This window comes from Clostridium sp. CM036 (assembly GCF_055081135.1).
This window is the reverse complement of the sequence record NZ_CM143652.1, coordinates 2,369,967-2,394,886: the sequence shown is the minus strand read 5'-3', so window position 1 is coordinate 2,394,886 and position 24,920 is coordinate 2,369,967. Positions and strand designations below refer to the sequence as shown.

Genomic DNA, 24,920 nt, shown 5'->3' with positions numbered 1-24,920 from the left:
GAAAGGTGGAATTGTGATGGTTTCTAAAGCGGTGTTAAGAATAATAGACATTTTGCCAGATAAAGTTGTATCCTTTATAGCAAATAAACTAATTGATTCATATATTAATAAATACGCAAACATTAAAACTCACGGAATAGAGAAAATTAATGATATAAAATCTCCTATAATTTTCATATGCAATCATTTAAGCAATGCAGATGGTATAGTTATGAATAAGTTATTAAAGGACCACAATGTAACTTTTGTTGCCGGCGTAAAGCTAACAGATAATAAGCTTACAAAATTAGGTTTTCACGTTGCTAAGACAATAAAGTTAAAACCTAATTCAGCAGATAAGGAAGCTATATCTAAAATTGTTAGTACGCTAAAACAAGGCAATAACATTATGATTTTTCCAGAGGGTACTAGAAGTAGAAATGGAAAAATGATAGAGGGTAAGAAGGGTCTTATATTAATGGCTAAATTATCAAAGGCAACAATTGTTCCAATAGGTATTTGGGGAACGGAAAAGTTACTATCAATTAATGACAATGACATGGCGTCAGAAAGATTTAATTATGCAGATGTAAACATTAATATTGGTGGGCCTGTTTTACTCCCAAGTAAAAACCAAGATGAGGATAAAAACGAGTATTATGATAGGGTTATGCATGAAATAATGTCAAGTATAGCTGTGATGCTACCAGAGCAGTATAGGGGAGTATATTCCGATTGTAAATGAAAGAAAAGTTTCATTAGTATAAAAAAATGAAGAAAAAAACTTTATGATGGATTTTATTTGATCGAAAAGTATATAAAAAACATTTTTTACATTAAATTGGAATAAATTTTATAAATTAAAGGCATTTTACTATTAAATGATATATAATAGAGTTATGATTAAATATGAAATTCTCATGGATTATAATGAGAATTTCAAAAATAAAAAGTTGGAGGTATGTTACATGGGAAGTAAAGTACTTGGGAAATTTTTAAAAGAAAATTTAGAAGATTTGAAAAGTAAAGGTTTATATAATGTGATAAATACCCTAAAGAGTTCAAATGGGCCTGTTATTACAATTGGAGATAAAAAATTAATTAACTTATCTTCAAATAATTATTTAGGTCTTGCTACTAATCCTAGAATGATTGAGGCTACTATTGAAGCAACTAAAAAATATGGTGCAGGAGCAGGTGCTGTTAGAACAATAAATGGTACTTTAGAAATTCATATCGAATTAGAGCAAAAACTTGCTAAATTTAAACATACAGAAGCAGCTATTGCTTTTCAGTCAGGGTTTAATTGTAATATGGGCGCAATTTCAGCAGTAATGAATAAAAAAGATGCAATTCTTTCAGATTCATTGAATCATGCATCAATAATAGATGGATGTAGATTATCTGGTGCGAAAATCATAAGAGTAGAACACTCTGATATGGTAGATTTAAGAAATAAGGCAAAAGAGGCAGTAGAATCGGGTTTATATGAAAAAATAATGGTTATTACCGATGGCGTATTCTCTATGGATGGGGACATTGCGAAACTTCCGGAAATTGTCAAGATAGCAGAAGAGTTTGACTTAATAACATATGTTGATGATGCTCACGGTTCAGGAGTCCTTGGAAAAGGGACAGGCACCGTACATCACTTTGGATTGTCAGATAAAATAGATTTCCAAATTGGGACTTTATCAAAGGCTATTGGAGTTGTAGGTGGATATGTAGCTGGATCGCAGAATCTAATTGATTGGCTCATGGTTCGTGCTAGACCATTCCTATTCTCAACATCACTAACTCCAGGAGCTGCAGGTGCGGCTATTGAAGCTATTAATATTCTTACAGAAAGCACTGAGTTACATGATAGGCTTTGGGAAAATGCAAATTATTTAAAGAATGGTTTAAAAGAACTTGGCTTTAATATTGGAAATAGTGAAACTCCTATTACTCCATGTATAATAGGAGACGAAGTTAAAACTCAAGAATTTAGTAAGAAACTTTTTGAAGAAGGCGTTTACGCAAAATCGATAGTATTTCCAACTGTTAGAAAGGGAACTGGGAGAGTAAGAAATATGCCCACGGCAGCTCATACAAAAGAAATGTTAGATGAAGCTTTAGCTACTTATGCAAAAGTTGGCAGAGAAATGAACATAATAAAATAAGGAATATGCAGCTCCGCAGGAGCTGATTTAATTTAGGTATAACACATAATTACTAGGTGTTATACCTAAATTAATATTAAATATTAGGAATATTTATTTAATGTAGAGAGGAAGGGTGTAAAATGAAAAAAATATTAGTAACAGGGGCATTAGGACAAATAGGTTCTGAACTCGTAATGAAAATGAGAGAAATTTATGGCAGTAATAATGTAATAGCTACAGATTTAAGGAAATCTGAGGATAGTCAAGTAGTTACTTCAGGACCTTTTGAAATACTGGATGTAACTGACCATAAAGCTATGCTTGAGCTTTGCAAAAAATATGAAATAGATTCATTAATTCATTTAGCAGCCTTATTATCAGCAACAGCTGAAGCGAAACCACTACTCGCTTGGAATATAAATATGGGTGGACTTGTAAATGCTTTAGAGGTTGCTAGAGAACTTAAATGCAAGTTCTTTACACCTAGCTCTATAGGGGCGTTTGGACCATCTACACCTAAAGATAATACTCCTCAGGATACAATCCAAAGACCAACAACTATGTATGGTGTAAATAAAGTTTCAGGAGAATTATTATGTGATTATTACTATAAGAAATTTGGGGTTGATACAAGAGGAGTACGCTTCCCAGGTTTAATTTCTTATGAAGTTCTTCCAGGTGGAGGGACAACAGATTATGCTGTTGATATATATTATGAAGCATTAAGGTCAGGTAAATACACTTCATTCATTGGCAGCGGGACAAAAATGGACATGATGTATATGCCAGATGCAATAAATGCAATAATTAAGTTAATGGAAGCTGATGCATCAAAATTAATACACAGAAATGCATTTAATATTGCGGCTATGAGTTTTGAACCAGAAGAAATAGCTAATGAAATTAAAAAACATATTCCAGGATTTAAAATGGATTATAATGTAGATCCAGTAAGACAAGGAATAGCTAATTCATGGCCAAATTCAATGGATTCAACCTGCGCTAAAAATGAATGGGGATTTACTGCTGAATATAATTTGCCTAAAATGACTATTGATATGCTCGAAAAATTAAGAGCTAAAGGAATTGGCGCTGAGTAATGAAAAGTAGGTGACTTATATGAATAAAAAAACAATAAAAGCAGTGCTTGAAATTCTTAACGAAACGTATGCGGGGACAAAGTGTGGCTTGGATTTTACAACGCATTATGAACTTTTAGTATCAACCATACTATCAGCACAGTGCACAGATGATCGAGTAAATATTGTTACAAAGAAGTTGTATAAGAAATATAATACACCAGAATCCATGATCGCTTTATCAGACTTAGAACTAGGTGAAAAAATTAAAAGCTGTGGATTTTATAATAATAAGAGTAAAAATATTTTGGGAGCTACAAAATTAATATTAGAAAAATATAATGGAGAAGTGCCAAGCACGATGGAAGAATTAATAGATCTTCCAGGAGTTGGGAGAAAAACTGCTAATGTGGTTTTATCTAATGCATTTGGTATTCCGGCAATTGCTGTAGATACTCACGTTTTTAGAGTATCAAACAGAATAGGGCTTGCCCCAGGAAAGAACGTTTACGAGGTAGAGCAGAAGCTTATGAAAAATATTCCTAAAAAAATGTGGAGTGATGCTCATCATTACATTATATGGCATGGCAGAAAAATATGTAAAGCTAGGAAACCTAATTGCGAGGTGTGTCCAATAGCTCCTTATTGTGAATTTCTAAATGGAAAAGGAAAATAGGTAGCAAACTTTAGCTAGCTGAAAATCGAAAAATAAAAGCCCTTTATATTTTGAAAATATTAAAGAGCTTTTATTTTTTGAATATACTAATGGAATTATATTTTTAAAATTTTTACTATATTAAATTTAGTTAATGTACATTATGTACTTAAACATAAGTATAAAATGACAAAGGCTTCCAAGCATAATAAAAATATGAAATATCTCGTGAAATCCAAAAAGCTTTAGGTTTATTTTGGGACGTTTAGTAGCGTATATAACAGCTCCTACAGTATAAAAGAGCCCACCGGCTAGTAGCCAGATAAATCCACCTAAGGATATAGCCTTTATAATAGGGACAATAGCAATGACAGAAATCCAACCCATTAAAATATAGAATCCAGTGTATAGCGATCTAGGGGCATCAAACCAAACTATCTTCAAAATAATTCCTATAAGAGCTAAAATCCAAATACCAAAAAAAAGGAGGGTTCCAATGGTGCCTTTTAAAGCGATTAAGCATATAGGAGTATATGTCCCTGCTATTAGAACATATATCATAGAATGATCTACTCTTCTAAGTATTTTTATAACCTTTTGTGAAGATAAGGACTGGTGATATGTTGAACTCGCACAATAAAGGAGTATTGAACTTACCCCAAATACTGCAAGTATAATAGTGTTATACATATTTGAAATGATTAAGGAATATTTAATTAGAAGAATTAAACCTATTAGGGATAAAAAAGCGCCAGCTAAGTGTGTAAGGCTGCTTACAGGTTCTCTAAATTTTGATAACAAATCACTCACTCCTTTAAAATTAAAATTTATTATTTAAATCTAATGATTTTAAAAAATAAGGATAAACTTTTTGTAACATTTACTAGTTAAATATAGGTTTCAGTTATAGTAAGTCGATATATAGTTTTTGAAACTATATTAGCTATGTATTAATACTACATTATAAAGTGATAAAAATCAATAGTAATAATATTAAATTTATAGTTAATATTGTAACATCTAAGATGATGATTTAATTATTACAAACACCATCAAACAAAAGTCATAAGTTAGAGTGCTTATAATTGTAGATTATTCATAATTGTGGATTATGAGTAATCTATGCTATATAATGAAGGCGAGGTGGAATAAATGGATTATAACAAGGAAAGTCTAAATGAATTAGTTGAAGAGATTATAGGAACAAAAGATATCAATTTAATGGAAATACCGTGCGTAGATTTATATATGGATCAGGTTACAACTTTTTTTAATGAAAAGCTTGGAAGTCTTAGAAGAAATGAAGAAGATAAAATTCTTACAAAAACTATGATTAATAATTATACTAAAGGTAAGGTTTTGATGCCAGCAAAAAATAAAAAATATACTAATGAACATATGATTCTGCTGACACTTATCTATAATTTGAAGCAGACTATATCAATTAATGATATTAATACAATATTTGATCCTATTATTGATATAAAAGCTCCTCAAAGTATGAGTATTCCATTAAAAGATTTATATAATAATTTTTTAGCAATTAAAGAAGTTCAAAATCAAGAGTTTGCAGAAGATATAGATAAAGATACCGAATTTATAAAAGAGAGAATTAAAGAAATGGGAAAAAAAGATGGGGAGTTAATAGAATTAATATTAATGATATTACTACTTATTAATAAAGCTAATATGCAAAAGAGAATGGCGGAAAAATTAATTGATAACTTTTTGAAAAAAAAATAATAAATTTTGTACATATTTCATTTATGGAGTTCTGATATAAAACTTAGTAATGAAAAATAAACTATTAACAGTTATTTTATTTAAATATGCTTATAAAAAGTGTTTAAAATTCGAGCTAATTGTAATATAATGGTATATATCTAGTGAATTAGTTTATGAATGATAAGGAGATGAGCATATGTCAAAAGTTGTAGAAAAATTTTTAAAGTATGTTAGTTACGATACTAAATCTGATGAGGAATCAACTACGGTTCCAAGCACAACTGGCCAAATGAGACTTGCGACAGAATTAGTTAAGGAATTAAAGGCAATGGGGCTAAAACAGGCAAGTGTAGATGATAATGGATATATAATGGCGACTGTCCCCGCAAATGTACAAAAAAACATACCAACTATAGGATTTATAGCACATATGGATACCGCTCCAGATATATCAGGAAAAAATGTTAACCCTAAATTTGTGTACAACTATGATGGCGAAGACATAATATTAAATAAAGAAAATAATATAGTACTGTCTCCAAAAGATTTTCCGGAACTAAAGAATTACGTAGGGAAAACCCTTATAACCACCGATGGAACTACGTTACTGGGGGCTGATGATAAAGCAGGAATTTCAGAAATAATGTCTGCTGTAGAATACTTAATAGAAAACCCCCATATCCCACATGGTACTATTCGTATTGGATTTACACCAGACGAAGAAATAGGCCGTGGTGCAGATATTTTTGACGTGAAAAAATTTGATGCAGATTTTGCATACACTATGGATGGAGGAACTATCGGAGAACTAGAATATGAAAATTTCAACGCCGCAGGAGCAAAAATTTGTATTCATGGAAGAAATGTTCACCCGGGTTCGGCGAAAGGAAAGATGATTCACTCTACACTTATAGCAAACGAATTTGTAAATTCAATGCCACAAAATGAGACACCCTCAAATACAGAAGGTTATGAAGGATTCTATCATTTGATTAGTCTTAATGGTGAAGTTGAGGAATCAAAACTTCAATATATTATAAGGGATTTTAATAGTGAAAGATTTGAAAATAGGAAGGTATTTATCAAGGATGTAGCATATAAACTAAATAAAAAATATGGTAATGGTACAGTTGAAATAGATGTTAAGGACCAATATTTTAATATGAAAGAAAAGATAGAGCCGGTTAAACATATTGTAGATACAGCATTCTTGGCTATGAAAGAAGTAGGGATAAATCCTATAACGCAACCTATTAGAGGCGGTACGGATGGTGCAAGGCTTTCCTTTATGGGACTTCCAACGCCCAATATATTCGCAGGTGGACATAATTTCCATGGTAAATATGAATTCATTCCAACATTTGCTATGGAAAAAGCTGTTGAAGTGATACTTAAAATAGTTGAGTTATATGCTGGTAAATAATACGGTGAATCTTTACAATAAAGAAAACCATTATATTTTTATATAATGGTTTTCTTTATTATTTCATCATCTCAAGCGATGATGAAATGTCGTTAAACAAATAATATTAATTAAAAGTTTGTTAACAAGTTTGTCACTAAATTGTAACATAAAGGTCTTAGAATGTAATTAAAGATAAAATAAAAAAAAGTATATATAAATCAAATTTTATTATAATGTTTGAGGGAATAATAGTTAATGACTAATATCTATACACCGGGGTAAATGAGGAGGAAAATAATATGAGCGACGATACAAATAACAATGAAACGAACGAAAACATAATCCATAGTGAAGGGGTTAACGAAAAACTTACGGTAAATGCAGATAATGATGGGTATAACGAAAAAGAAAGTGAAAACACTAATCTTAAGCTAGAAAATATTAATTATACGGAAGTAAACAATAAAAAGGTGAAAAAAAATAAATGTGGGATGGGTAAGAGAATATTATCTTACATAATAGTAGGTATAGTATGTTCTGCGCTTGGAGGTGTAGGTTCTGCTGTTGTAACAATGAATATGATTAAGGACACAAGAACGACTGGTACACCTGCAACTAATACACCGGCGTCTAGTAATTCAAATGTAAAGCTTACTACTGCTAATAGTACAGAGGAGTTAACTACACCTGAAATTGTAAAAAAGGTAGGGCCCGCTGTAGTTGCAATTTCTACAAATACATCTAGTGTAAGTAAGGATGTTAGGAGGCAAGATCAACAGCAAGAAGGTGTTGGAACTGGAATAATATTTAGTAAAGACGGATATATTTTAACTAACTATCATGTCGTAAGCGGGGCTCAGAATATTAAAGTTATGCTTAGTGATGGAAAGGAAGTTTCTGCAAAAATAATCAACTATGATGCTACAGCTGATGTAGCTGTAATTAAATTAGCTGATAATACTAATGTTCCAGGTGTGGCTGAATTTGGAGATTCAGATACGCTTCAGGTAGGGGAATCTGTGGTAGCAATAGGTAACCCTTTAGGGAAAGAATTACTGGGGTCTGTTACTAAAGGAGTTGTTAGTGCAGTTAATAGGCAAATAAGTATTGAAAATAAAGATTTAAAGTTTATTCAAACGGATGCAGCAATTAATCCAGGTAATAGTGGTGGCCCGCTTGTGAATTCTAAGGGACAAGTTATAGGGATAAATACTGCTAAAATAGGTCAAGAAGGAGTAGAAGGATTGGGGTTTTCAATACCGATTAATACAATAAATCCTAAAATTGAGAGTTTGCTTAAACCGGTTCTTAACATAGGAATTTCTTGCAGAGACATCACTGAAGATATTTCAAAGGAATACAATATTCCAGTGGGAGTATACATTGCACAAATTAAAGAGTTTAGTGCCGCAGAGAAATCTGGAATGCGAGTAGAGGACACAATTATTAAATTTGATGGTAAAAAGATTAAAACTGTGGAAGAAATAAATAAGATTAAAGGTACACATAAAGCAGGTGACATAATTAAAATAGAATTGGTTAGAGAAGGAAAGACGATAAAAGTAAATTTAACACTTTCTGAGTAAATTTAACGACATCAATTCGCGGCTCCACAGGAGATGATTTAATGTATAGGATAAATAAAAGAAGCAGGGAATCATACGATTCTCTGCTTCTTTTATTTATTAACAAATTTTTAAATTTAAAACACATAAAAAATATCTTTTGTGGGAAAATAGCAGTGAAGGAGTGATGAAAATGGAAATGAACACCAGAGACACTATTATGAAAAAATTATTAGATGCACAAGAAAATACTAGAGATTATCAATCATTTGCAAGAGAAGTATCGGAAGAAACAGTAAGTAATACATTTAGGGAATTTGCAGAACAATCTGCAATGCAAGCTCAAAAATTGCAAGAATTATTAAATGTGCATGACGGAAAGTAGAAATATTAGCTATTTAAATTAAGTTACTTATAACTCATATTATATTGCAGCCCTAAAAGTGATAATTAACAAGGGTAAAGCCACTTGGCTCATTGAGCATCAGGTGGCTTTAAATTCTAAGTTTTATAAAACTCTTTTTATAAGTTTACTCGTTGTTCTTTAATAAGTCCTTTTCTGTATGCTGTAAGAAGCGACTCTAAATCTTTAATTTGATCCTGAATGTCGAGACCTACATCCGTATCTATTACACGTATACGATACGTAGATTTTTCTAGAACTATAGTAGAAGAAAGAATATCCTTACCTTCATCGATAGCCTTTTGCGTAGATTCAAAAGGTGCATGGGATGCTAAAAGCAATCCATAGGAATTATAAATAAGTGTATAGCCTGCGATGCCTGTTTCTGGTTGGTAAGCCTTAGAAAAACCACCATCAATAACTAAAAGTTTACCATTAGCTTTTATAGGACTCTCTCCTTGTATAGTTCTTACAGGAACATGACCATTTATAATATGTGAATCATGGGGGTTTAACTCAAATTCAGCCAATATATTATTGCATATTGTTTCATCATCCCTATATTTATAGTATGGATTTTTAACTTCTGTATGAGCGCTTTTGTCATTTATAAAATATCGCTCAAAGGTAGTCATTCTATCCTTTCCAAATAAAGGCGAATTACAACCACACCACAAATACCATATGGTGTCCAAAGCATAAAGCTTAGATTCTGAATTTGCTTTCCCAAAATAGGCTTCTCTTGCGACACGTTCAGTTCTATCTATATAGGATTTTCCACTATAAGTGATGTTATCTATTTTCATTTTCTTAAAACTACCATCATCAGTCAGTGCAACGCATCCATGATAAAGCAAATTGGAGTTATATCTTAAGTACATACTACCTTTAGAATATAAGAAACGTATATGCTTTTGGAGCTTTTCACTATTTGAGAAAGAGGATTTAAGTTTGTCAATAAGTTCCCTTTCCTCTTCAGATAATTTATAAGGGTTACTTGGATCTATAGTTGGGAAATTAGTATCGTTTAGCGTATATTCTTTTCCCTCAATTTTAATGATACCCTTTTCATAGTCTATCTCATCAAGAAGTAGCCTGTCCTGCATTTCATAATTAGGACGCCTTTTTATTATCGCACCTTCAAGCTTAAATTGAATTATAGAAATGGCTTTATGCATTTGAGACATTAGGTTAAGGTCTTTTTCTCCATAATTATCTTCAGAAAGAACTTTAGGCTTAAAGGATTTACATGGGTCATCCTTATAAAAATGTAGAGCGAAGGTTGCCAGGGGCAATAAGTTAATGCCGTAACCTTCTTCTATAGTATCTAAATTTGCATACCTCGTTGAAATACGAAGAACAGTAGCAATACAACTTTCAGAGCCGGAGGCTGCTCCCATCCAAAGTATATCGTGGTTACCCCATTGTATATCAATAGAGTGGTAACGCATAAGGGTATCTAAGATTATATGAGCTCCAGGTCCTCTATCATAAATATCGCCTAAAATATGAAGCCTATCTACAGTAAGCCTTTGAATTAGGTTTGAAATAGCAATTATAAATTCTTTAGCTCTCCCAATTTTAATTATGGTTTGAATAATTCCATTGTAATACTCCTGTTTATTAAAAGTGCTTTGTTGTTCGTGAAGTAATTCTTCAATAATGTACGAAAAATCTACAGGCAGTGCTTTCCTGACTTTAGATCTAGTATATTTTGAGGAGATGGTTCTACAAATTTTAATAAGTTTATGAAGAGTGATTTTGTACCAATCGTCTATATCATCCTCTTCTTTAAGCGCTAGGTCTAACTTTTGTTCAGGGTAATATATAAGGGTTGCTAGTTCTTTTTTTTCACTATCTCTCAGTGAATTACCAAAAATATCATTAATCTTTCTTTTGATTACGCCAGAGGCATTCCTAAGAACATGGTTGAAGGATTCATATTCGCCATGAATATCTGTAAGAAAATGCTCAGTTCCTTTAGGTAGGTTTAAGATAGCTTGTAGATTTATTATTTCGGTACAAGCATCTGGAATTGTGGGATACTTGCTAGCCAACAACTTAACATATCTCAAATCTTCCTCTATAGCATCAATTGGTGTCTCACTAGAAAATATCATTTTTGACTCTCCTTTATAATGGAAATAATTCTATTGGGGTAGCCCATTTAATATAAAGGCTACAGTTAATAGTATAATACATTTATATAGATTATTGTAATATTAAAGCAAAATATTTTTTATTTTAAATATAGGTTAATTACAAAAATATGATTTTGGAGAGTACTTGTATTTGAAACAGGTAGGGCTTAAACAATAAAAAGTACACTGACTTATGCCAATGTACTTTTTAGTATAGGTAAGATATCTCTTACTATTTTATAAAATTTGATGTTTTAATGAGACTTTAGGAGTTTTCAGTAGTAAATTAGCCCTAGCAATAGCTTCTTCAACATTACTGCAGAAATTTTCTTTTCCTAGAATATCTATAAACCCATATTTTTCAAGAACATTAGTAGGCTGTTCTTGAAGATTTAATATTATTAACTGAGTGTGATGTTTTGTGCAAAGGGAGTGAAGCATTTTTAAAGCGTGGTATCCCGTAGCATCTATAGCAGGTACATTGGGCATTTTTACAATTAAAATTTTAGTAGGAATACCTATTTCTCTAATAGCATGTACAAATTTATCTGCTGCACCGAAAAAGAAAGGTCCATTAATTTCATATAGAGATACATTTTCTGGAGTCTTTATGCTATCTATAAGCTCTACTTGGTCTTCGTCTTTATGTTCATCTAGAACAAATCGTACGTCTGTAACATCTGCCATTCTTCTCATAAATAGCAATGATGCAAGAAGTAAGCCTACTCCTATAGCGATTACTAGATCGAGGAAGAGTGTCAAAAAAAAGGTAACTAAGAGCACTAAAGCATCACTTTTAGGAGCTTTAAATATTTGCTTAAAGGATTCCCATTCTCCCATATTGTACGACACTATAATTAATATTGCTGCCAAAGACGACATAGGTACAAGTTTTACATATGGCATAAATAATAAAAGTATTACGAGCAGTGCTAAAGCATGAACAATACCCGCAACAGGAGTTCTGCCACCGTTTTTTACATTAGCGGCAGTTCGTGCTATTGCACCAGTTACAGGAATGCCTCCCACAAGACCAGAACAAATATTAGCAAACCCTTGAGCTACAAGTTCCATATTAGATCGGTGTGAACCACCAATCATACCATCAGCGACTACTGCAGATAGTAAGGACTCTATACCACCTAAAATTGCAATTGTTAGAGCTGGAAGCATGAGTTCTTTTATCATACTAAAAGAAGTATGAGGAAGAGAAATACTGGGCAATGAACTTGAAATCTCACCAAACCGGCTTCCGATAGTTTCTATATTTAAATTAAATAAAAGGGTTAATATAGTGGCTATCACTATCGAGACAAGCGTCCCTGGAATTTTTTTATTTACTTTAGGCCAAAATATAATTATTAAAAGTGAAAGAATACCAATAATCATACTTTGCATGTTTAAAGTGTTTAAATTATTAAAGTAAGCAATCCATTTAGGAACAAAGTCTGAAGGCACGGTTTGCATGGTTAGCCCAAAGAAGTCTTTAATCTGAGTGGAGAAAATAATAATAGCGATACCGCTTGTAAATCCGGTGGTAATAGGGTAGGGAATAAATTTTAACATACCACCAAATTTAAGAAGTCCCATTATTATAAGAAAGATGCCTGCGAGTATTGTCGATACAATTAGGCCATCGATGCCATATTTTTCAACAATACCAAATACAATAACTACAAAAGCACCAGTAGGACCACCAATTTGAACCCTGCTTCCTCCAAGCAAAGAGATTACAAATCCGCCGACGATTGCTGTATAAATCCCTTTTTCGGGAGAGGCACCAGAAGCTATGGCAAGAGCGATAGATAAGGGGAGAGCAATAATAGCAACAATAATTCCAGCAACAAAATCTTTGATGAACTGCTCTTTAGAATAATTTTTTAAACAGGTAAATAGTTTTGGGACGAACATAATTTTCACTCCTCTATTTTAATTAGCATTCGAATATTAAAAATAACTATAAAAGAGTATTATTTTAATTAGCATTCGAATATTAAAAATAGATACATATGAGTACTACTTTACTCCAAATATAATTATTTTTAATATTATTATACTTGAATATTACTTTACTCCAAATATATTAGTTTTTGATATTAAAATTCTATAAACAACAAAACTGTATTTAGGTATACGTGATATTAAATACTGTATAACATATTTATTATATCATATTTTACACAAAAAAAATATATTTTGTTATAAGAGAAAATCCTTTTATTGATTTGGTATAACATTTTTGATACAATATTGAATGTTAGATAGGCGTGTGAAATAATAAATCCTATTAATGCTAAACTAACATATAAGGGGACATATTATGGAACAAAATGAGCATTTGTTTAATATACATTCGTTATATAATCTAGCGAGATATGCTTTTTTAAAAATTGAATCTAATTACGCAAGGATGGTAGAAACTTCAGGTATAACTTTGCCACAACTTAGAATTCTTTGGATTATCAAAGTGTTTCCAGGAATTTCACTTAGTAGCGTCGCAAGGATTGGATGCTGGACTTCGCCTACTGTTAGTAATATGATTAAAATTTTGATGAGCAAAAATTTGATATTTAAAGAAGAAGCTAATAATAAAAAGGCATATAAATTTCAATTAACAGAAAAGGGTAATTGGTTTATTTATATAAATAAACAGGATAAGAAAAAAAAGATCTATCTTTTTGACTTAATAGGATTATTTTCACATAAGGAATTAGATTTTATTATAGAAATTTTTACTGGAATTATAATAAAAGAAGACAAAGAGTTTATTTTTGATTATATTGAGAAGCTTAATGAAATGAATTTAAAGATTGATTTAACAGATTTTGATACAAATGAAGTTAGTATTATAAAAAAGACTATTAGTGTATATAATCTTTTAAGAACATTCATATTAACTATTAAAAGCAATCATAGTGAACCACTTAAGGAATTTAATGTAACTTATGCTCAGCTTAGGGCATTGTGGATAATTGCTGCATTCCCAGGTATTACATCAAGTGAATTAAGTGAAATTAGCTTTTGGTCACCTTCTACAGTTCATGTAATAGTAAAGAATTTAAATAGTAAGCATTTTATTCATAAAGAAAAAGCTCTAATAAAAAATGCCTATTACTTAGATATATCTCAGCAAGGTGAAGTGTTAATAATAGAAGATTATAACAAGAATCAAAAAACTTTACTAATCTTTGAAGAATTGAAAGAGATTAGTTCGCAGGAAATTTTAAAGTTAAATTCTCTTTTAGTGAGAATGAATGTTAGATTAGGAAATTACAAAACAGAAGAATACATAAAAAAAACCTTCGCGTTTATTGAAAGCAGTGCATTGGGAGAGTGAAAATTTAGGGTCTGTTTAAGAATGCTAGATAATTTAGTAAAATAAAGGAAGCCATAATGAACTGCCCCCTGTCAAGTAGACAGTGGAAATAATTAAAGATTTTATGTAAGGCGTCTATCATTTGGTAGGCGCTTTATTTATGCTGCATTACCTAATAGATATCGCTGATATTCCATTGGTGTCATGCACTTTAAACGTTTTTGATAACGTCTATTATTATAATATTCTATATAGTCTTCAATCGATTTCTTTAAGCTTTCATAGTCTTCAAATTTATGAAGATAATACATTTCTGTTTTTAAGATTCCCCAAAATCCTTCCATTGGACCATTATCAATACAATGCCCAACCCTCGACATGCTCTGTATCATTCCAGCTTTTTTTAGTTTTTCTTTAAATATTTTTGAAGTATACTGGAAACCTCGGTCACTATGAAATATTGGTTTAGCATCAGGGTATACTTTAACAGCAAGATTAAAGGTTTGATAAACCAATTGGTTATTATTAGAATGACCAATGACATATGAAACAATACTTCTATCACCTAAATCAAATATTGCACTTAGATAAGCCTTTTGTCCACTTCTCCCATATTTAAACTCGGTTACATCTGTAAGCCATTTTTTATTGACTTGTTCTGCTTTAAAATTTCTATCCAAAATATTTTCTGCAGTAACTTCAGGAGTTGACTTAATATAATTATATCTTTTTTTTCTGCATACGGATTTTAATCCTAATATCTGCATCAGACGATAAATTCGTTTATAATTAACTTTTTTATTATATTCTCTACGGATTTTAATCGTCATCTGGCGATAGCCTAAGATACCGTCTTTTTCCTCATATAACTCACAAATAAGCTTTAATAATTCTTCGTTTTTCAATACTCGGTTACTTTTTTCTCTGTGTAGCCATTTATAATATGCAGAATGGCTAACGCCGCCTATAATGCACAACTCAGTTATAGGAAATTTATCTTTGTTAGATAATTCTTGGATTGCAAGATAAGTATCTTCGTATCTAGCTTCGCTTAATATCGCCTTCTTTCTATCTCTTGGATTTTTTTTAGAAGAGCATTCTCCATCCGTAATCTTCTATTTTGTGCTTCTAAAAGCTTGTATTGAGCTTTTAGCTTTTCATCTTCTGTCATTAACTCTTCAGCCTTTGGCTTTCCACGTCGGTCCAAAAGCCCTTCAATACCAAACTGATTATACTTCTTCATCCAGGTATAAATCTGAGGATAAGATACCTTATATTTTTCAACAGTTTTATTATAACTGTTATTGTTTTCAATACAGTACTTTATGATTTCAATGCGTTCAATATAAGAAGTTTTGCGTCCTTTGGTCATGATTATTTTTCCTCCTGTTCCAGAAGATTTTATGTTTTCATGACCATTATACTTCTTTATCCAATTGCATAAAACTGTATTTGACGAAATATGATACTTAATGCATAAATCATTCAGTGAGCCATGCCCATCAAGATATTCTTTTACAATGTTAATCTTGATTTTGGCAGTATAAGAAGTATTTTTGCTAGAATGTTTTAACCCAGCTTCACCTTCTGATTTATATCGTATTACCCATTTTTGAAAAGAACTCTTATGTACTTGAAGTTTGTTGCATAAACTTAACATACTAGCTTTTCCATTTAAATATGATGTTACAGCCTTAATTTTTTGTTGGTCTGATATAGTTGATTTTCTTCCCATAAAAAAATAGCCCTCCTTATAGTAAACAGTTTTATTATTTTAACTGTCTACCATGAACTGCTCCCCTTTTATTGGACAAAGTATTATAATTGTTTATATAAGGGGTGATTTTTTTTGAAAGTAAAATACACACTTGAAAAGCGTTTAGAAATACTTGATGAATGGAAGAAAGCTAATAATGGCTCACGCAATGCTCTAGCAAGAAAATATGATGTCGCTCCCCAAACAATACGAGGATGGGAAAAAATTCAGGAGTTACATGGCGACGATGCACTTATACCTCGTAATGGAAAACGGAATAAATATACAGGTGACTTTCGAATAAAGGTTGCAGAAGAATTAATAAATAGTGGTCTTTCAAAACATGAGATATGTTCTAAATATAATCTTAATGAATCTTTAGTTCTTAGATGGAAAAAACTCTATATTGAAAATGGCAAAGAATTTTTAGCTATAGATCATCGTGGCCGAAAAAAAGGAGAACCTATAAAGAATATAATCAGCACTTGTAAAAACTTAAAACTAAGCGATTTACAAACAAAAACGGAGAAGGCTCTTTACAATGAAAACGAGCGTCTTCGTGCGGAGCTAGATTACACAAAAAAATTGAATGCCTTAATTCAATCCAGGCAAACACCAAAGAAAAGGTAACAGTAATCTATGAATTAAGGCATAAATACACAATCACGCTGCTTTTAGATATAGCACAAATTCCACACAGTGTTTACTATTATTATATAAAACGAATGAACAGACTAGATAAGTATAAAAAAATAAAGCAAAAGATTATAGAACTCTTTGATAAAAATAAAAAAACATATGGTTACAGACGTATTACAGCGGAGTTACACAAACTCGGATATATAATTAATCATAAGACGGTACTAAAATTAATGAATTCTCTGGGACTGTTTTGTTGTGTAAGAATGAAGAAATATAACTCTTATAAGGGTGATGTTGGGAAAATCGCACCTAACATATTAAACAGGAATTTTAAAGCGGACAAACCTAATCAGAAATGGGTAACGGATATCAGTGAAATTTCATTTTGTGGGCAAAAAACATACGTATCAGTAATTCTGGATTTATATAATCGTGAAATTATTAGTTATGATCTTAATGACCATGCAAATATGATGCAAATTAATCATACATTGGAAGAGGCTTTTAGAAAAATACCCGATAACACGAGACTTATTTTGCATTCGGATCAGGGATGGCAATATCAACAAAAATCATATCGAAATAAATTAATAGCAAAAGGAATTCAACAAAGTATGTCACGTAAAGCAACCTGTCATGATAATGCAGTAGTAGAAAACTTTTTTAGTATTTTAAAAACTGAGCTATTGTATATAAGGGAATTTACATCAATGGAAGAAATAAAGATGGAATTAATCGATTATATCAAATACTATAACAATGATCGAATCAAACAAAGTTTGAATTGGTTAAGTCCAGTTAATTATAGAAAATCAGTAGCGTAAAAGGACCAGCAGTTACATTAAACTACTAGTCCCATACATGAAATATTTTGTTCAAATATTTTGTTCAACTTTTAGGGTTCAATTCACCATAAGGGGAGCATATCATAATGGGTTCCTTTATTTTATATTCCAATCAGATTTTACAATTATTTAAAATTTAATAAAAGGTTGTTAACCAAAGGATAAATTTAAATAATATATTTTTGAAATAATACATAATTTTAAAGAATAAATAGCAAATTAGTATAGTAAGCTTAATGAATTCATAAATTATTATATAAGGATAAATTTGCTTTAATATTTATATCTATTATAATTAGATACATGAAATAGTTAATAACTATTATATATTCTATAAAACAAAAAGGTGGTATAGAAATGAATAAAACATTAAGAACGATTGCAATTGTTGCAGCAATATTTCTAGTAATAACAATGCCTATTATTGGAGGTTACAATAAGATTGTAAGTTTAGAACAAAAGGTAAAAGTTACAGAAGGAAACATAGATACACAATTGCAAAGAAGGTCTGATTTAATTCCTAATTTGGTAGAAACGGTGAAAGGCTATGCATCTCAGGAAAAAGATATATTTATAAAAATAGCAGATGCCAGGGCTAAACTTGCAGGAGCAAAAACGGTGCCAGATAAAGCGCAAGCGGATAGCGAACTTGGAAGTGCGGTTTCAAGGCTATTAGTAGTTGTAGAGAATTATCCGGATTTAAAATCTAGTCAGAATTTTAGGGACTTAACGGTAGCTCTTGAAGGTACAGAAAATAGAATAGGAACAGCGAGGCAGGATTATAACACAAATGTTTCAAGTTACAACAGCACAATTAAAAAATTCCCGACGAACATTATTGCAGGGATTTTTAGATTTGATGAAAAGGCATATTATAAGGCTAGTGAATCAGCTAAAGTAGTACCAAAAGTTGACTTTACTAAGTAGGAGATAGAATATGAAGACTTATTTAATGAAATTAATTAGGAACATTCATAATTTTTCATCAAGCATGATTACGAAAGCAAAAATCAGCACAAAAGTTATTTTTGCAGTTATGATAAGCGTATTTTTACTGAGTCAAGTAACAGTTATAAATATAGTGAATGCAGAGACCAAATATCCTAAAGCTACAGAATTAAAATATGTTAATGATTACGCTGGAGTGATAAATAGTAAATCTACAGAATATATTTTGTCAGTAGGTAAGGAATTAGAAGCCAAAACAGGTGCACAGGCTACTGTTGTGGTTATAGATTCGCTGCAAGGAGAGCCTATAGAAGCGTATACTACTGGGATTTTTAGAAGTTTTGGTATTGGACAAAAGGGTAAAAATAATGGGCTATTAATTTTATTATCAATGAAAGAAAAAAAGTGGAGAGTTGAGGTAGGTACAGGTCTAGAAGGGGCTGTTACGGATATATACTCCTCAAGGGTTATGAATGATTTTGCAGTGCCAAGATTTAAGCAAAATCAATATGGAGAGGGTCTTAGGGCAGCATATTCAGCTTTAGCAGATAATATAGCTAAAGAATATAATGTAAAACTAGATAAGAATGTTAATGTTCCACAATATGTTGAAAGTTCAAACGTCTCTAAAAAGGGAAGTGGAATTCTAGCAATAGGATTTATCGTATTAGTTTTTCTTGACTTTGTTCTTAATAGAGGAAGAATAACCAGATTTATTATTACATTGCTATTTTGGAGTTCAATCGGTAGACGTGGTGGCGGAAATGGTGGTGGCTTCGGAGGTTCCGGAGGTGGCTCTGGAGGCTTTGGAGGAGGTTCATCAAGTGGAGGAGGATCTTCTGGAGGTTGGTAATAAAATAATTTGGTGGAATTAAATATTAAAAAGCAGAAAACAATGTGTTTTCTGCTTTTTAATATTTACAAATAATCACTATGAAAGCTTATGAGTGGTATTGGTATCGAAGGGGTAATTATCAGGTTCTAAAGTGCTATTCGCAACCTCTGCATCCATAAAGGAGAATAAGCAAACGAATTCCTATGCTTTAATTTTACCTTATCTGCTATATAAGATTAGAAGTTAATGAGCATATTATTTATAGTGTAGTCCAGTTTGTTACTCCTGTAATTACTAAAGGTGTATCAAGTATTCATGTACTGTGCAGATTGGTAGGTTTTTCTGATAATACTGATTGAATACGATTTTGTTTGTCAGAACCAGTGGCCGGATGGTCAAGTTCAAAAATTTGAATGTTTGATGCCCAATCAGGCTGACGATATGCAAATGTATCATAACCGGCAGCGAAAATTACATATTGTTTTGCGCCAACTCTCACAGCATTTTCAAGTGCTTTCTCCGCAAATGCTGATCTACCAAGTGGAGTTGGAGATAATTGATTATCTACAATCCAATGTAATGCTTCTTTCTGTGTACCGTCAAATAATGGATTGAAAAAATTGATTCCTTTTGACATGTTACTTGAAATTTGTTCGTATTCATTCTCAGTTAAAATGTCTTTTGCCAAGTAATCATCAAATACTTTTTCTGTATTTTGTACTGAATGATATGCCCTTGAAAATGCGCTTATCAATGCGGTCATGCTTTTTTGATCCATAAAATTATCACCTCTAATAATTAATACCATTTCATTATCAACAGTACAAGACTTGAAATTTTCCTTATTTTGTGGTATAATATAGGATGAAAATATAAAAGTTTACAAAATAGTAACATTTATAACGATGGCTTTTAGAATTCAGTAGAATAACAAAAGCCATCGCATCTATGAAAGAGTATATAAAAAACAAAATTAATAAATAACCATGAAAAGAGACAAATGACGTGAAATAAAAATTGAACTAAACCGCTAACAGCGGTGGCAGACGAGTGCTAATACGTTAATTTAATTTTTACTTAAATAGAATATAAAGAATTATCTTAAGTAACTAAGATAATTCTTTATTAGAAGGTGCACTTCCTACATACTTTTATTGTCGAAATATTAATAAGGGGAACCGAGATACGCGTAAAACCGGTAATTTAATGTAAAAGTTTTCCATCAAATTACCGGTTCAATTATTTCTTCATCAAGACTTCCCCATTCTATTACACTCGAAATTTTCCCCACAACAACTGTTGGTTCTGCTATAATTTACTCTTTTCCGTTAAAATACAATACTTTTATCAATCTAGCAATATTTTCAGATGCTTTTTTAATGCTATTATATCCATCTTTCAGCGCTTCCTCTAAGTTTTTAGGCTTATCTACTATACCAAAAACTGAAGTTACTCCCATTGAGTATAATTCGTCTATATCATCTCCAACTTTGCCAGCGAGCACAATGGTTGGTATATTATACTTTTTAGCAATGTGTGCAACTCCAGCTATGGTTTTTCCATACTTTGTTTGGCCATCTATACTTCCTTCACCAGTTATAATAAAATCTGCATCTTTAATTCTCTCCTCAAATTTAGTGTGCTTTATAACTAAATCTACACCTCTTAATAAACTACCATTTAATAAAAGGAAAGCCCCACCTAATCCGCCTGCAGCACCGGTCTTTGGTATATTAGAAATATCAAAGTCAAAGGTTTCTACTAATGCCTTGGCAAAATTAATCATTCCAAGTTCGAGTTCATCTGCAATTTCGCCTTTGGCACCCTTTTGAGGTCCAAAAACTTTAGTTGCCCCATTTTCCCCAACAAAAGGATTTTGGACATCACAGGCTACTTCTATACTTATTTTTTTTAGTCTAGTATCCATCTTAGAAATATCTAATTTATGAATTTTAATTAACTCTTTTCCACCAAGTCCTAATTCATTACCCTCCGTATCTAGAGCTATCACTCCTAATGCTTGTAACATCCCTAGACCTCCATCGTTTGTAGAAGATCCTCCAAGTCCAATTATTAAGTGATCTGCTCCTTTATTCAAAGCATCAAGAATCATTTCTCCAACTCCAAAAGTTGTTGTAAACATTGGATTTCGTTTAGAGTGTTCCACTAAATACAGCCCACAAGCTTCTGCCACTTCAATTACTGCCTTTTTTTCTTCTACTAACCATCCATATCTAGCCTCTGTCTTTTCACCTAAAGGACCTGTAACTATTACGTTTCTAAATTCTCCTTTTTGAGCATTTACTATAACCTCAGAGGTCCCTTCCCCACCATCCGCCATAGGAATAATATCAAATTCTGCATCTTTAAAGATACTCTTTATGCCACTTTTCATAGCATGGGATGCTTCAAATCCACTTACACTTTCCTTAAAAGAATCAGGTGCAATCACAAATTTAAGTTTTTTCATTATATCCCCTCTTTATAAATCGCTTATAAATCAATTGAAAAGTTTATTTAAGTTCTGGCCAATATCCTTTATTTGCTAAAATTAACGCATCAAGTACTTTACGTGCTTTTTCAGCAGATACTACTGTTCTATTTAAAGTTAGAGCTTGCAAAGCTTTTTGGTATGAACCTTCCATATATGCATCGACAGTTAGCTTTTCATAAGCTAATTGACCCTCCATTAATCCTTTATAGAAAGTAGATATATTTCCTACAGCGAGGGGTCTTGGTCCATTAGATGTCATTACAGCTGCTACTTCTACCATTGCATCATCTTGAATATTTGAAATCACACCATTATTTTCAGTTATTACTATATATATACGTTGTTTATTATAAGCAATAGACTGGGCAACTTCTATCATGAATTCACTATGTGCATCATTGTGTACAAGTACCGAACCTCTTGAAGTACCCACTTGTGTAACTCGTATGCATTCTTCAAACACTTTTCTTTCTCTACCATCCATTACTTCATTAGCACGAGTATAATTTGGATCTGAGTGTGCTACTTTTTCGCTTGGATATAAATAATATTGTAAGTAGGTATTTGGAAGATACTCTGGGAAGTCTTTAAGCATCTTTGAAACATTCTCATAAGTTGCAAGCCAAGATTTGTCGCGTTGCTCTGCATCAACAGGCTTAAACCCATTTTCACATATTAATTCTCTTAACTTTGGAGCTAAGTCTGTTCCATCTTTATCAAATAAATGTGTAAACCAACCAAAATGATTTAATCCAAAGTAAACTGGTTCAAACTCACTAGAATCCATTCCTAAAATTTTACCGTAAGATCTTAATAAATTTACAGGTTGATCACACATGTTCAATATTTTTTTATCATCCGGAAATACTCTTCTAACTGCCTCTGCCACTATAGCTGCTGGATTTGTATAGTTTAAAATCCATGCATCTTTTGAGTATTTACGGATATCATTAATAGTGTTTATCATATCACCTATAGAACGTAATCCATAAGCAAATCCACCCGCACCACAAGTTTCTTGTCCTACAAGCCCCATACTTAATGGTATTTTTTCATCTTTTTCACGCATTTTAAATCCGCCAGTTCTCATCTGCATAAACACAAAATCCACGTATTTATAAGCCTCTTCTACATCTGTTGTATAATAAAATTCTAATTCTGGATAGTTTTCTGAAAATAACACCTTTGCAAATTCACCAATAATTGATTGTCTTTGCGCATCAATGTCAAACAGGACTAACCTATTCATTGGGAATGTTTCTTTCATTTTACATAGGCTTTGTAATAGTCCTGGAGTCCATGTACTTCCTCCCCCAACTAGCGTTACGTTAAACTTTTTCAATTGAATCACTCCTATTTATATTATTTTACTGATTTTAAATTGTAAATATAATCATCTACCATGTTTCGTATTTTTGTAACTCTTCCCCCATAAACAATATGAATTGTATTTGGATCAGGAATAATTATACCATTTGGTTTTGTCTTTTTTATTAAATCCTTATTTATTTTTGAACCATCTTTTAACTCAACACGCAAACGTGAAATGCAGTTATCTACATCCACAATATTGTCAAGACCGCCTAGGCCTTCAACGATATTACGTGCTGAAATTTTATCATCACCAGTTAAAGCTTCTCCAGTTCCCGTTTCTTCTTCAGAATCTTCAAAGTCAGATTTACTTCTTCCAATTGTCATTACGTTGAATTTAGAAATAATAAAGCTAAATGAGAAATAATACATTGCAAAGAAAATCGGGCCTAAAAACAAGTAAATAACCCATTTCGTTTGTGCACCTTGTAATACTCCGAAAACAAACCAGTCAATAATTCCACCTTGAATATTTCCAATAGCAGCATGAAACATAGCAGGTACTAAAAATGAAAGACCTGCAAAAACAGAATTCACAATCCATAAGAGAGGAGAAATAAATATGAATGTAAATTCAATCGGTTCTGTAATTCCTGTTAGAATAGCCGCAGTTAAACCAGCTAAAAAGAATTTAATCACTTTGTCTCGTTTCTCTGGAAGAGCTTTACGGTAAATAGCATATACTACAGCTGGCATTCCAAATGCCATGTGTAAGATTTTACCTTGTGCTAAATACTGTGTTGCATTTGTTGAAAACTGTAAATTGTTATCTAGTTGATAAAGATAAATCTGCATTGCACCAACTAAATTATTCCCATCGATAGTCTCTATCCCACCTAATGCCGTAAAACGGAATGTTTGGTTTAAAATATGATGTAATCCTGTAGGATTGATGATCTTTTCTGTAAACCCATAAAGGAAAACTCCAAATAGTCCTGCTTCACTGATAAGTTTTCCTGTGGAAATAATTGCTGCATTAATCGCTGGCCAAACAAATGCTAGTATCATACCCACAATTACCATGATAAGTGCTGAGATAATTGGAACAAATCGCTTACCACTATAAAATGATAAGGCTGGATGTAATTCCGTTTTTCTGAATTTATTATGGATTAGAACTCCCATAAGACCTGCTATAATACCGCCAATCACATTCATGTTATAGACAAATATTCCAAGCATATTTGTAAATAATGAATTCTTCAAGATTGCATCCACTTGACTCATTGATTTATTTGCCGTTAAATATTCAACAGTTGTTGTTAATGGTGTAAGTCCTTGCACGCTTAAAATATAACTTATACCAACAAGCATTGCAATATAGCCAACAACTGCAGAAAACACTGCAACTTCTTTATCACGTTTTACCATTCCAAGTGGGATTGCCATAGCAAACAATAAAGGAAGTTGTGCAAATGGCAGTCCGGATACTTTACGGATAAGTCCTAAAAAGATTTGTAATGGCTCATTTCCTAAAAAAGGTATCGCTTTGATAATGTTTGGATTCTGAAGCGCTGCAGCCAGCCCCAAAAATATTGCCATAAAGGACAATAAAGAAATTGGAAATAATAATGACTTCCCAAAGCTTTGAAAATTCTTCTTAAAATTTGACATTTA

General features: G+C 31.8%; 22 protein-coding genes. 13 read left to right on the top strand and 9 right to left on the bottom strand.

Annotation, left to right across the window (positions count from 1 at the left end; genetic code table 11):
• Nucleotides 1–16 precede the first annotated feature (16 nt).
• The 4 genes from ACWJKE_RS11260 to nth all read left to right on the top strand — a co-directional run bounded on the left by ACWJKE_RS11260 (nucleotide 17) and on the right by nth (nucleotide 3,878).
• Nucleotides 17–724, top strand: coding sequence for a lysophospholipid acyltransferase family protein (locus ACWJKE_RS11260; RefSeq protein ID WP_165413622.1), 708 nt, complete (start codon nucleotides 17–19; stop codon nucleotides 722–724).
• A 223-nt stretch (nucleotides 725–947) separates the two neighbouring features.
• Nucleotides 948–2,141 carry a glycine C-acetyltransferase gene (locus ACWJKE_RS11255; RefSeq protein WP_216303951.1) on the top strand — a complete coding sequence of 398 codons (1,194 nt, stop codon included), beginning with the start codon at nucleotides 948–950 and terminating at the stop codon, nucleotides 2,139–2,141.
• Between the two features lie 122 nt (nucleotides 2,142–2,263).
• Nucleotides 2,264–3,223 (top strand): L-threonine 3-dehydrogenase, encoded by a 960-nt coding sequence (locus ACWJKE_RS11250; RefSeq protein ID WP_165413624.1) that lies wholly within the window; start codon nucleotides 2,264–2,266, stop codon nucleotides 3,221–3,223.
• Nucleotides 3,224–3,242: 19 nt separating this feature from the next.
• Nucleotides 3,243–3,878, top strand: coding sequence for an endonuclease III (gene nth, locus ACWJKE_RS11245; RefSeq protein WP_216303950.1), 636 nt, complete (start codon nucleotides 3,243–3,245; stop codon nucleotides 3,876–3,878).
• Between the two features lie 126 nt (nucleotides 3,879–4,004).
• Here nth and trhA read toward each other — a convergent pair whose 3' ends face one another.
• Nucleotides 4,005–4,658 carry a PAQR family membrane homeostasis protein TrhA gene (trhA, locus tag ACWJKE_RS11240; protein ID WP_220320450.1) on the bottom strand — a complete coding sequence of 218 codons (654 nt, stop codon included), beginning with the start codon at nucleotides 4,656–4,658 and terminating at the stop codon, nucleotides 4,005–4,007.
• 351 nt (nucleotides 4,659–5,009) lie between these two features.
• On the opposite strand from trhA, the gene ACWJKE_RS11235 reads away from it, so the two are divergent.
• From ACWJKE_RS11235 to ACWJKE_RS11220, 4 genes are all read left to right on the top strand, one after another.
• The gene (locus ACWJKE_RS11235) at nucleotides 5,010–5,600 is read left to right on the top strand and encodes a DUF1836 domain-containing protein (protein WP_165413627.1); all 591 of its coding nucleotides are present in this window, start codon (nucleotides 5,010–5,012) and stop codon (nucleotides 5,598–5,600) included.
• 178 nt (nucleotides 5,601–5,778) lie between these two features.
• Nucleotides 5,779–7,005, top strand: a complete 1,227-nt coding sequence (gene pepT, locus ACWJKE_RS11230; RefSeq protein WP_216303948.1) for a peptidase T — start codon at nucleotides 5,779–5,781, stop codon at nucleotides 7,003–7,005.
• Between the two features lie 281 nt (nucleotides 7,006–7,286).
• Nucleotides 7,287–8,573 (top strand): S1C family serine protease, encoded by a 1,287-nt coding sequence (locus tag ACWJKE_RS11225; RefSeq protein ID WP_216304583.1) that lies wholly within the window; start codon nucleotides 7,287–7,289, stop codon nucleotides 8,571–8,573.
• 172 nt (nucleotides 8,574–8,745) lie between these two features.
• Complete coding sequence (locus ACWJKE_RS11220; RefSeq protein ID WP_165413630.1) at nucleotides 8,746–8,937, top strand: hypothetical protein; 192 nt, start codon at nucleotides 8,746–8,748, stop codon at nucleotides 8,935–8,937.
• Between the two features lie 137 nt (nucleotides 8,938–9,074).
• Here ACWJKE_RS11220 and ACWJKE_RS11215 read toward each other — a convergent pair whose 3' ends face one another.
• Entirely contained in the window at nucleotides 9,075–11,075 is a 2,001-nt protein-coding gene (locus ACWJKE_RS11215) for a fructose-1,6-bisphosphatase (RefSeq protein ID WP_216304582.1), read from the bottom strand.
• A 258-nt stretch (nucleotides 11,076–11,333) separates the two neighbouring features.
• Nucleotides 11,334–13,007 carry a SulP family inorganic anion transporter gene (locus ACWJKE_RS11210; RefSeq protein WP_216304581.1) on the bottom strand — a complete coding sequence of 558 codons (1,674 nt, stop codon included), beginning with the start codon at nucleotides 13,005–13,007 and terminating at the stop codon, nucleotides 11,334–11,336.
• A 409-nt stretch (nucleotides 13,008–13,416) separates the two neighbouring features.
• On the opposite strand from ACWJKE_RS11210, the gene ACWJKE_RS11205 reads away from it, so the two are divergent.
• Nucleotides 13,417–14,433 (top strand): MarR family transcriptional regulator, encoded by a 1,017-nt coding sequence (locus ACWJKE_RS11205; RefSeq protein ID WP_216304580.1) that lies wholly within the window; start codon nucleotides 13,417–13,419, stop codon nucleotides 14,431–14,433.
• A 137-nt stretch (nucleotides 14,434–14,570) separates the two neighbouring features.
• Here the strand turns inward: ACWJKE_RS11205 and ACWJKE_RS11200 are convergent, their stop codons facing one another.
• Nucleotides 14,571–15,389, bottom strand: coding sequence for an IS3 family transposase (locus tag ACWJKE_RS11200; RefSeq protein ID WP_253198320.1), 819 nt, complete (start codon nucleotides 15,387–15,389; stop codon nucleotides 14,571–14,573).
• A 74-nt stretch (nucleotides 15,390–15,463) separates the two neighbouring features.
• On the bottom strand, nucleotides 15,464–16,147 hold the full coding sequence (locus tag ACWJKE_RS11195; RefSeq protein ID WP_258280590.1) for a helix-turn-helix domain-containing protein: 684 nt from the start codon (nucleotides 16,145–16,147) through the stop codon (nucleotides 15,464–15,466).
• A 114-nt stretch (nucleotides 16,148–16,261) separates the two neighbouring features.
• On the opposite strand from ACWJKE_RS11195, the gene ACWJKE_RS11190 reads away from it, so the two are divergent.
• The 4 genes from ACWJKE_RS11190 to ACWJKE_RS11175 all read left to right on the top strand — a co-directional run bounded on the left by ACWJKE_RS11190 (nucleotide 16,262) and on the right by ACWJKE_RS11175 (nucleotide 19,456).
• Nucleotides 16,262–16,798 (top strand): transposase, encoded by a 537-nt coding sequence (locus tag ACWJKE_RS11190; RefSeq protein ID WP_462958831.1) that lies wholly within the window; start codon nucleotides 16,262–16,264, stop codon nucleotides 16,796–16,798.
• Nucleotides 16,753–17,634, top strand: a complete 882-nt coding sequence (locus ACWJKE_RS11185) for an IS3 family transposase (protein WP_462959350.1) — start codon at nucleotides 16,753–16,755, stop codon at nucleotides 17,632–17,634. The genes ACWJKE_RS11190 and ACWJKE_RS11185 overlap by 46 nt, the downstream gene beginning before the upstream one ends.
• A 378-nt stretch (nucleotides 17,635–18,012) precedes the next feature.
• Nucleotides 18,013–18,582: a LemA family protein gene (locus tag ACWJKE_RS11180; protein ID WP_216304635.1), complete on the top strand. Its 570-nt coding sequence runs from the start codon at nucleotides 18,013–18,015 to the stop codon at nucleotides 18,580–18,582.
• A gap of 43 nt (nucleotides 18,583–18,625) precedes the next feature.
• Complete coding sequence (locus ACWJKE_RS11175; protein ID WP_462959362.1) at nucleotides 18,626–19,456, top strand: TPM domain-containing protein; 831 nt, start codon at nucleotides 18,626–18,628, stop codon at nucleotides 19,454–19,456.
• A 295-nt stretch (nucleotides 19,457–19,751) separates the two neighbouring features.
• Here the strand turns inward: ACWJKE_RS11175 and ACWJKE_RS11170 are convergent, their stop codons facing one another.
• The 4 genes from ACWJKE_RS11170 to ACWJKE_RS11155 all read right to left on the bottom strand — a co-directional run bounded on the left by ACWJKE_RS11170 (nucleotide 19,752) and on the right by ACWJKE_RS11155 (nucleotide 24,917).
• A complete protein-coding gene (locus ACWJKE_RS11170) occupies nucleotides 19,752–20,216 on the bottom strand; it encodes a class I SAM-dependent methyltransferase (RefSeq protein ID WP_220320384.1) in 465 nt (154 codons plus the stop codon).
• Nucleotides 20,217–20,753: 537 nt separating this feature from the next.
• On the bottom strand, nucleotides 20,754–21,908 hold the full coding sequence (locus ACWJKE_RS11165; RefSeq protein WP_216302335.1) for a glycerate kinase: 1,155 nt from the start codon (nucleotides 21,906–21,908) through the stop codon (nucleotides 20,754–20,756).
• A gap of 43 nt (nucleotides 21,909–21,951) precedes the next feature.
• Nucleotides 21,952–23,274 (bottom strand): 6-phospho-alpha-glucosidase, encoded by a 1,323-nt coding sequence (locus ACWJKE_RS11160; RefSeq protein ID WP_462958830.1) that lies wholly within the window; start codon nucleotides 23,272–23,274, stop codon nucleotides 21,952–21,954.
• Between the two features lie 20 nt (nucleotides 23,275–23,294).
• Nucleotides 23,295–24,917, bottom strand: a complete 1,623-nt coding sequence (locus ACWJKE_RS11155; RefSeq protein ID WP_216302333.1) for a PTS transporter subunit EIIC — start codon at nucleotides 24,915–24,917, stop codon at nucleotides 23,295–23,297.
• Nucleotides 24,918–24,920: the final 3 nt, after the last annotated feature.

What these genes read in the sequence shown, in the direction of transcription:
- ACWJKE_RS11260 (WP_165413622.1), top strand. Translation starts at nt 17, where the DNA reads ATGGTTTCTAAAGCGGTGTTAAGAATAATAGACATTTTGCCAGATAAA.
- ACWJKE_RS11255 (WP_216303951.1), top strand. Translation starts at nt 948, where the DNA reads ATGGGAAGTAAAGTACTTGGGAAATTTTTAAAAGAAAATTTAGAAGAT.
- ACWJKE_RS11250 (WP_165413624.1), top strand. Translation starts at nt 2,264, where the DNA reads ATGAAAAAAATATTAGTAACAGGGGCATTAGGACAAATAGGTTCTGAA.
- nth (WP_216303950.1), top strand. Translation starts at nt 3,243, where the DNA reads ATGAATAAAAAAACAATAAAAGCAGTGCTTGAAATTCTTAACGAAACG.
- ACWJKE_RS11235 (WP_165413627.1), top strand. Translation starts at nt 5,010, where the DNA reads ATGGATTATAACAAGGAAAGTCTAAATGAATTAGTTGAAGAGATTATA.
- pepT (WP_216303948.1), top strand. Translation starts at nt 5,779, where the DNA reads ATGTCAAAAGTTGTAGAAAAATTTTTAAAGTATGTTAGTTACGATACT.
- ACWJKE_RS11225 (WP_216304583.1), top strand. Translation starts at nt 7,287, where the DNA reads ATGAGCGACGATACAAATAACAATGAAACGAACGAAAACATAATCCAT.
- ACWJKE_RS11220 (WP_165413630.1), top strand. Translation starts at nt 8,746, where the DNA reads ATGGAAATGAACACCAGAGACACTATTATGAAAAAATTATTAGATGCA.
- ACWJKE_RS11215 (WP_216304582.1), bottom strand. Translation starts at nt 11,075, where the DNA reads ATGATATTTTCTAGTGAGACACCAATTGATGCTATAGAGGAAGATTTG.
- ACWJKE_RS11210 (WP_216304581.1), bottom strand. Translation starts at nt 13,007, where the DNA reads ATGTTCGTCCCAAAACTATTTACCTGTTTAAAAAATTATTCTAAAGAG.
- ACWJKE_RS11205 (WP_216304580.1), top strand. Translation starts at nt 13,417, where the DNA reads ATGGAACAAAATGAGCATTTGTTTAATATACATTCGTTATATAATCTA.
- ACWJKE_RS11195 (WP_258280590.1), bottom strand. Translation starts at nt 16,147, where the DNA reads ATGGGAAGAAAATCAACTATATCAGACCAACAAAAAATTAAGGCTGTA.
- ACWJKE_RS11180 (WP_216304635.1), top strand. Translation starts at nt 18,013, where the DNA reads ATGAATAAAACATTAAGAACGATTGCAATTGTTGCAGCAATATTTCTA.
- ACWJKE_RS11170 (WP_220320384.1), bottom strand. Translation starts at nt 20,216, where the DNA reads ATGGATCAAAAAAGCATGACCGCATTGATAAGCGCATTTTCAAGGGCA.
- ACWJKE_RS11165 (WP_216302335.1), bottom strand. Translation starts at nt 21,908, where the DNA reads ATGAAAAAACTTAAATTTGTGATTGCACCTGATTCTTTTAAGGAAAGT.
- ACWJKE_RS11155 (WP_216302333.1), bottom strand. Translation starts at nt 24,917, where the DNA reads ATGTCAAATTTTAAGAAGAATTTTCAAAGCTTTGGGAAGTCATTATTA.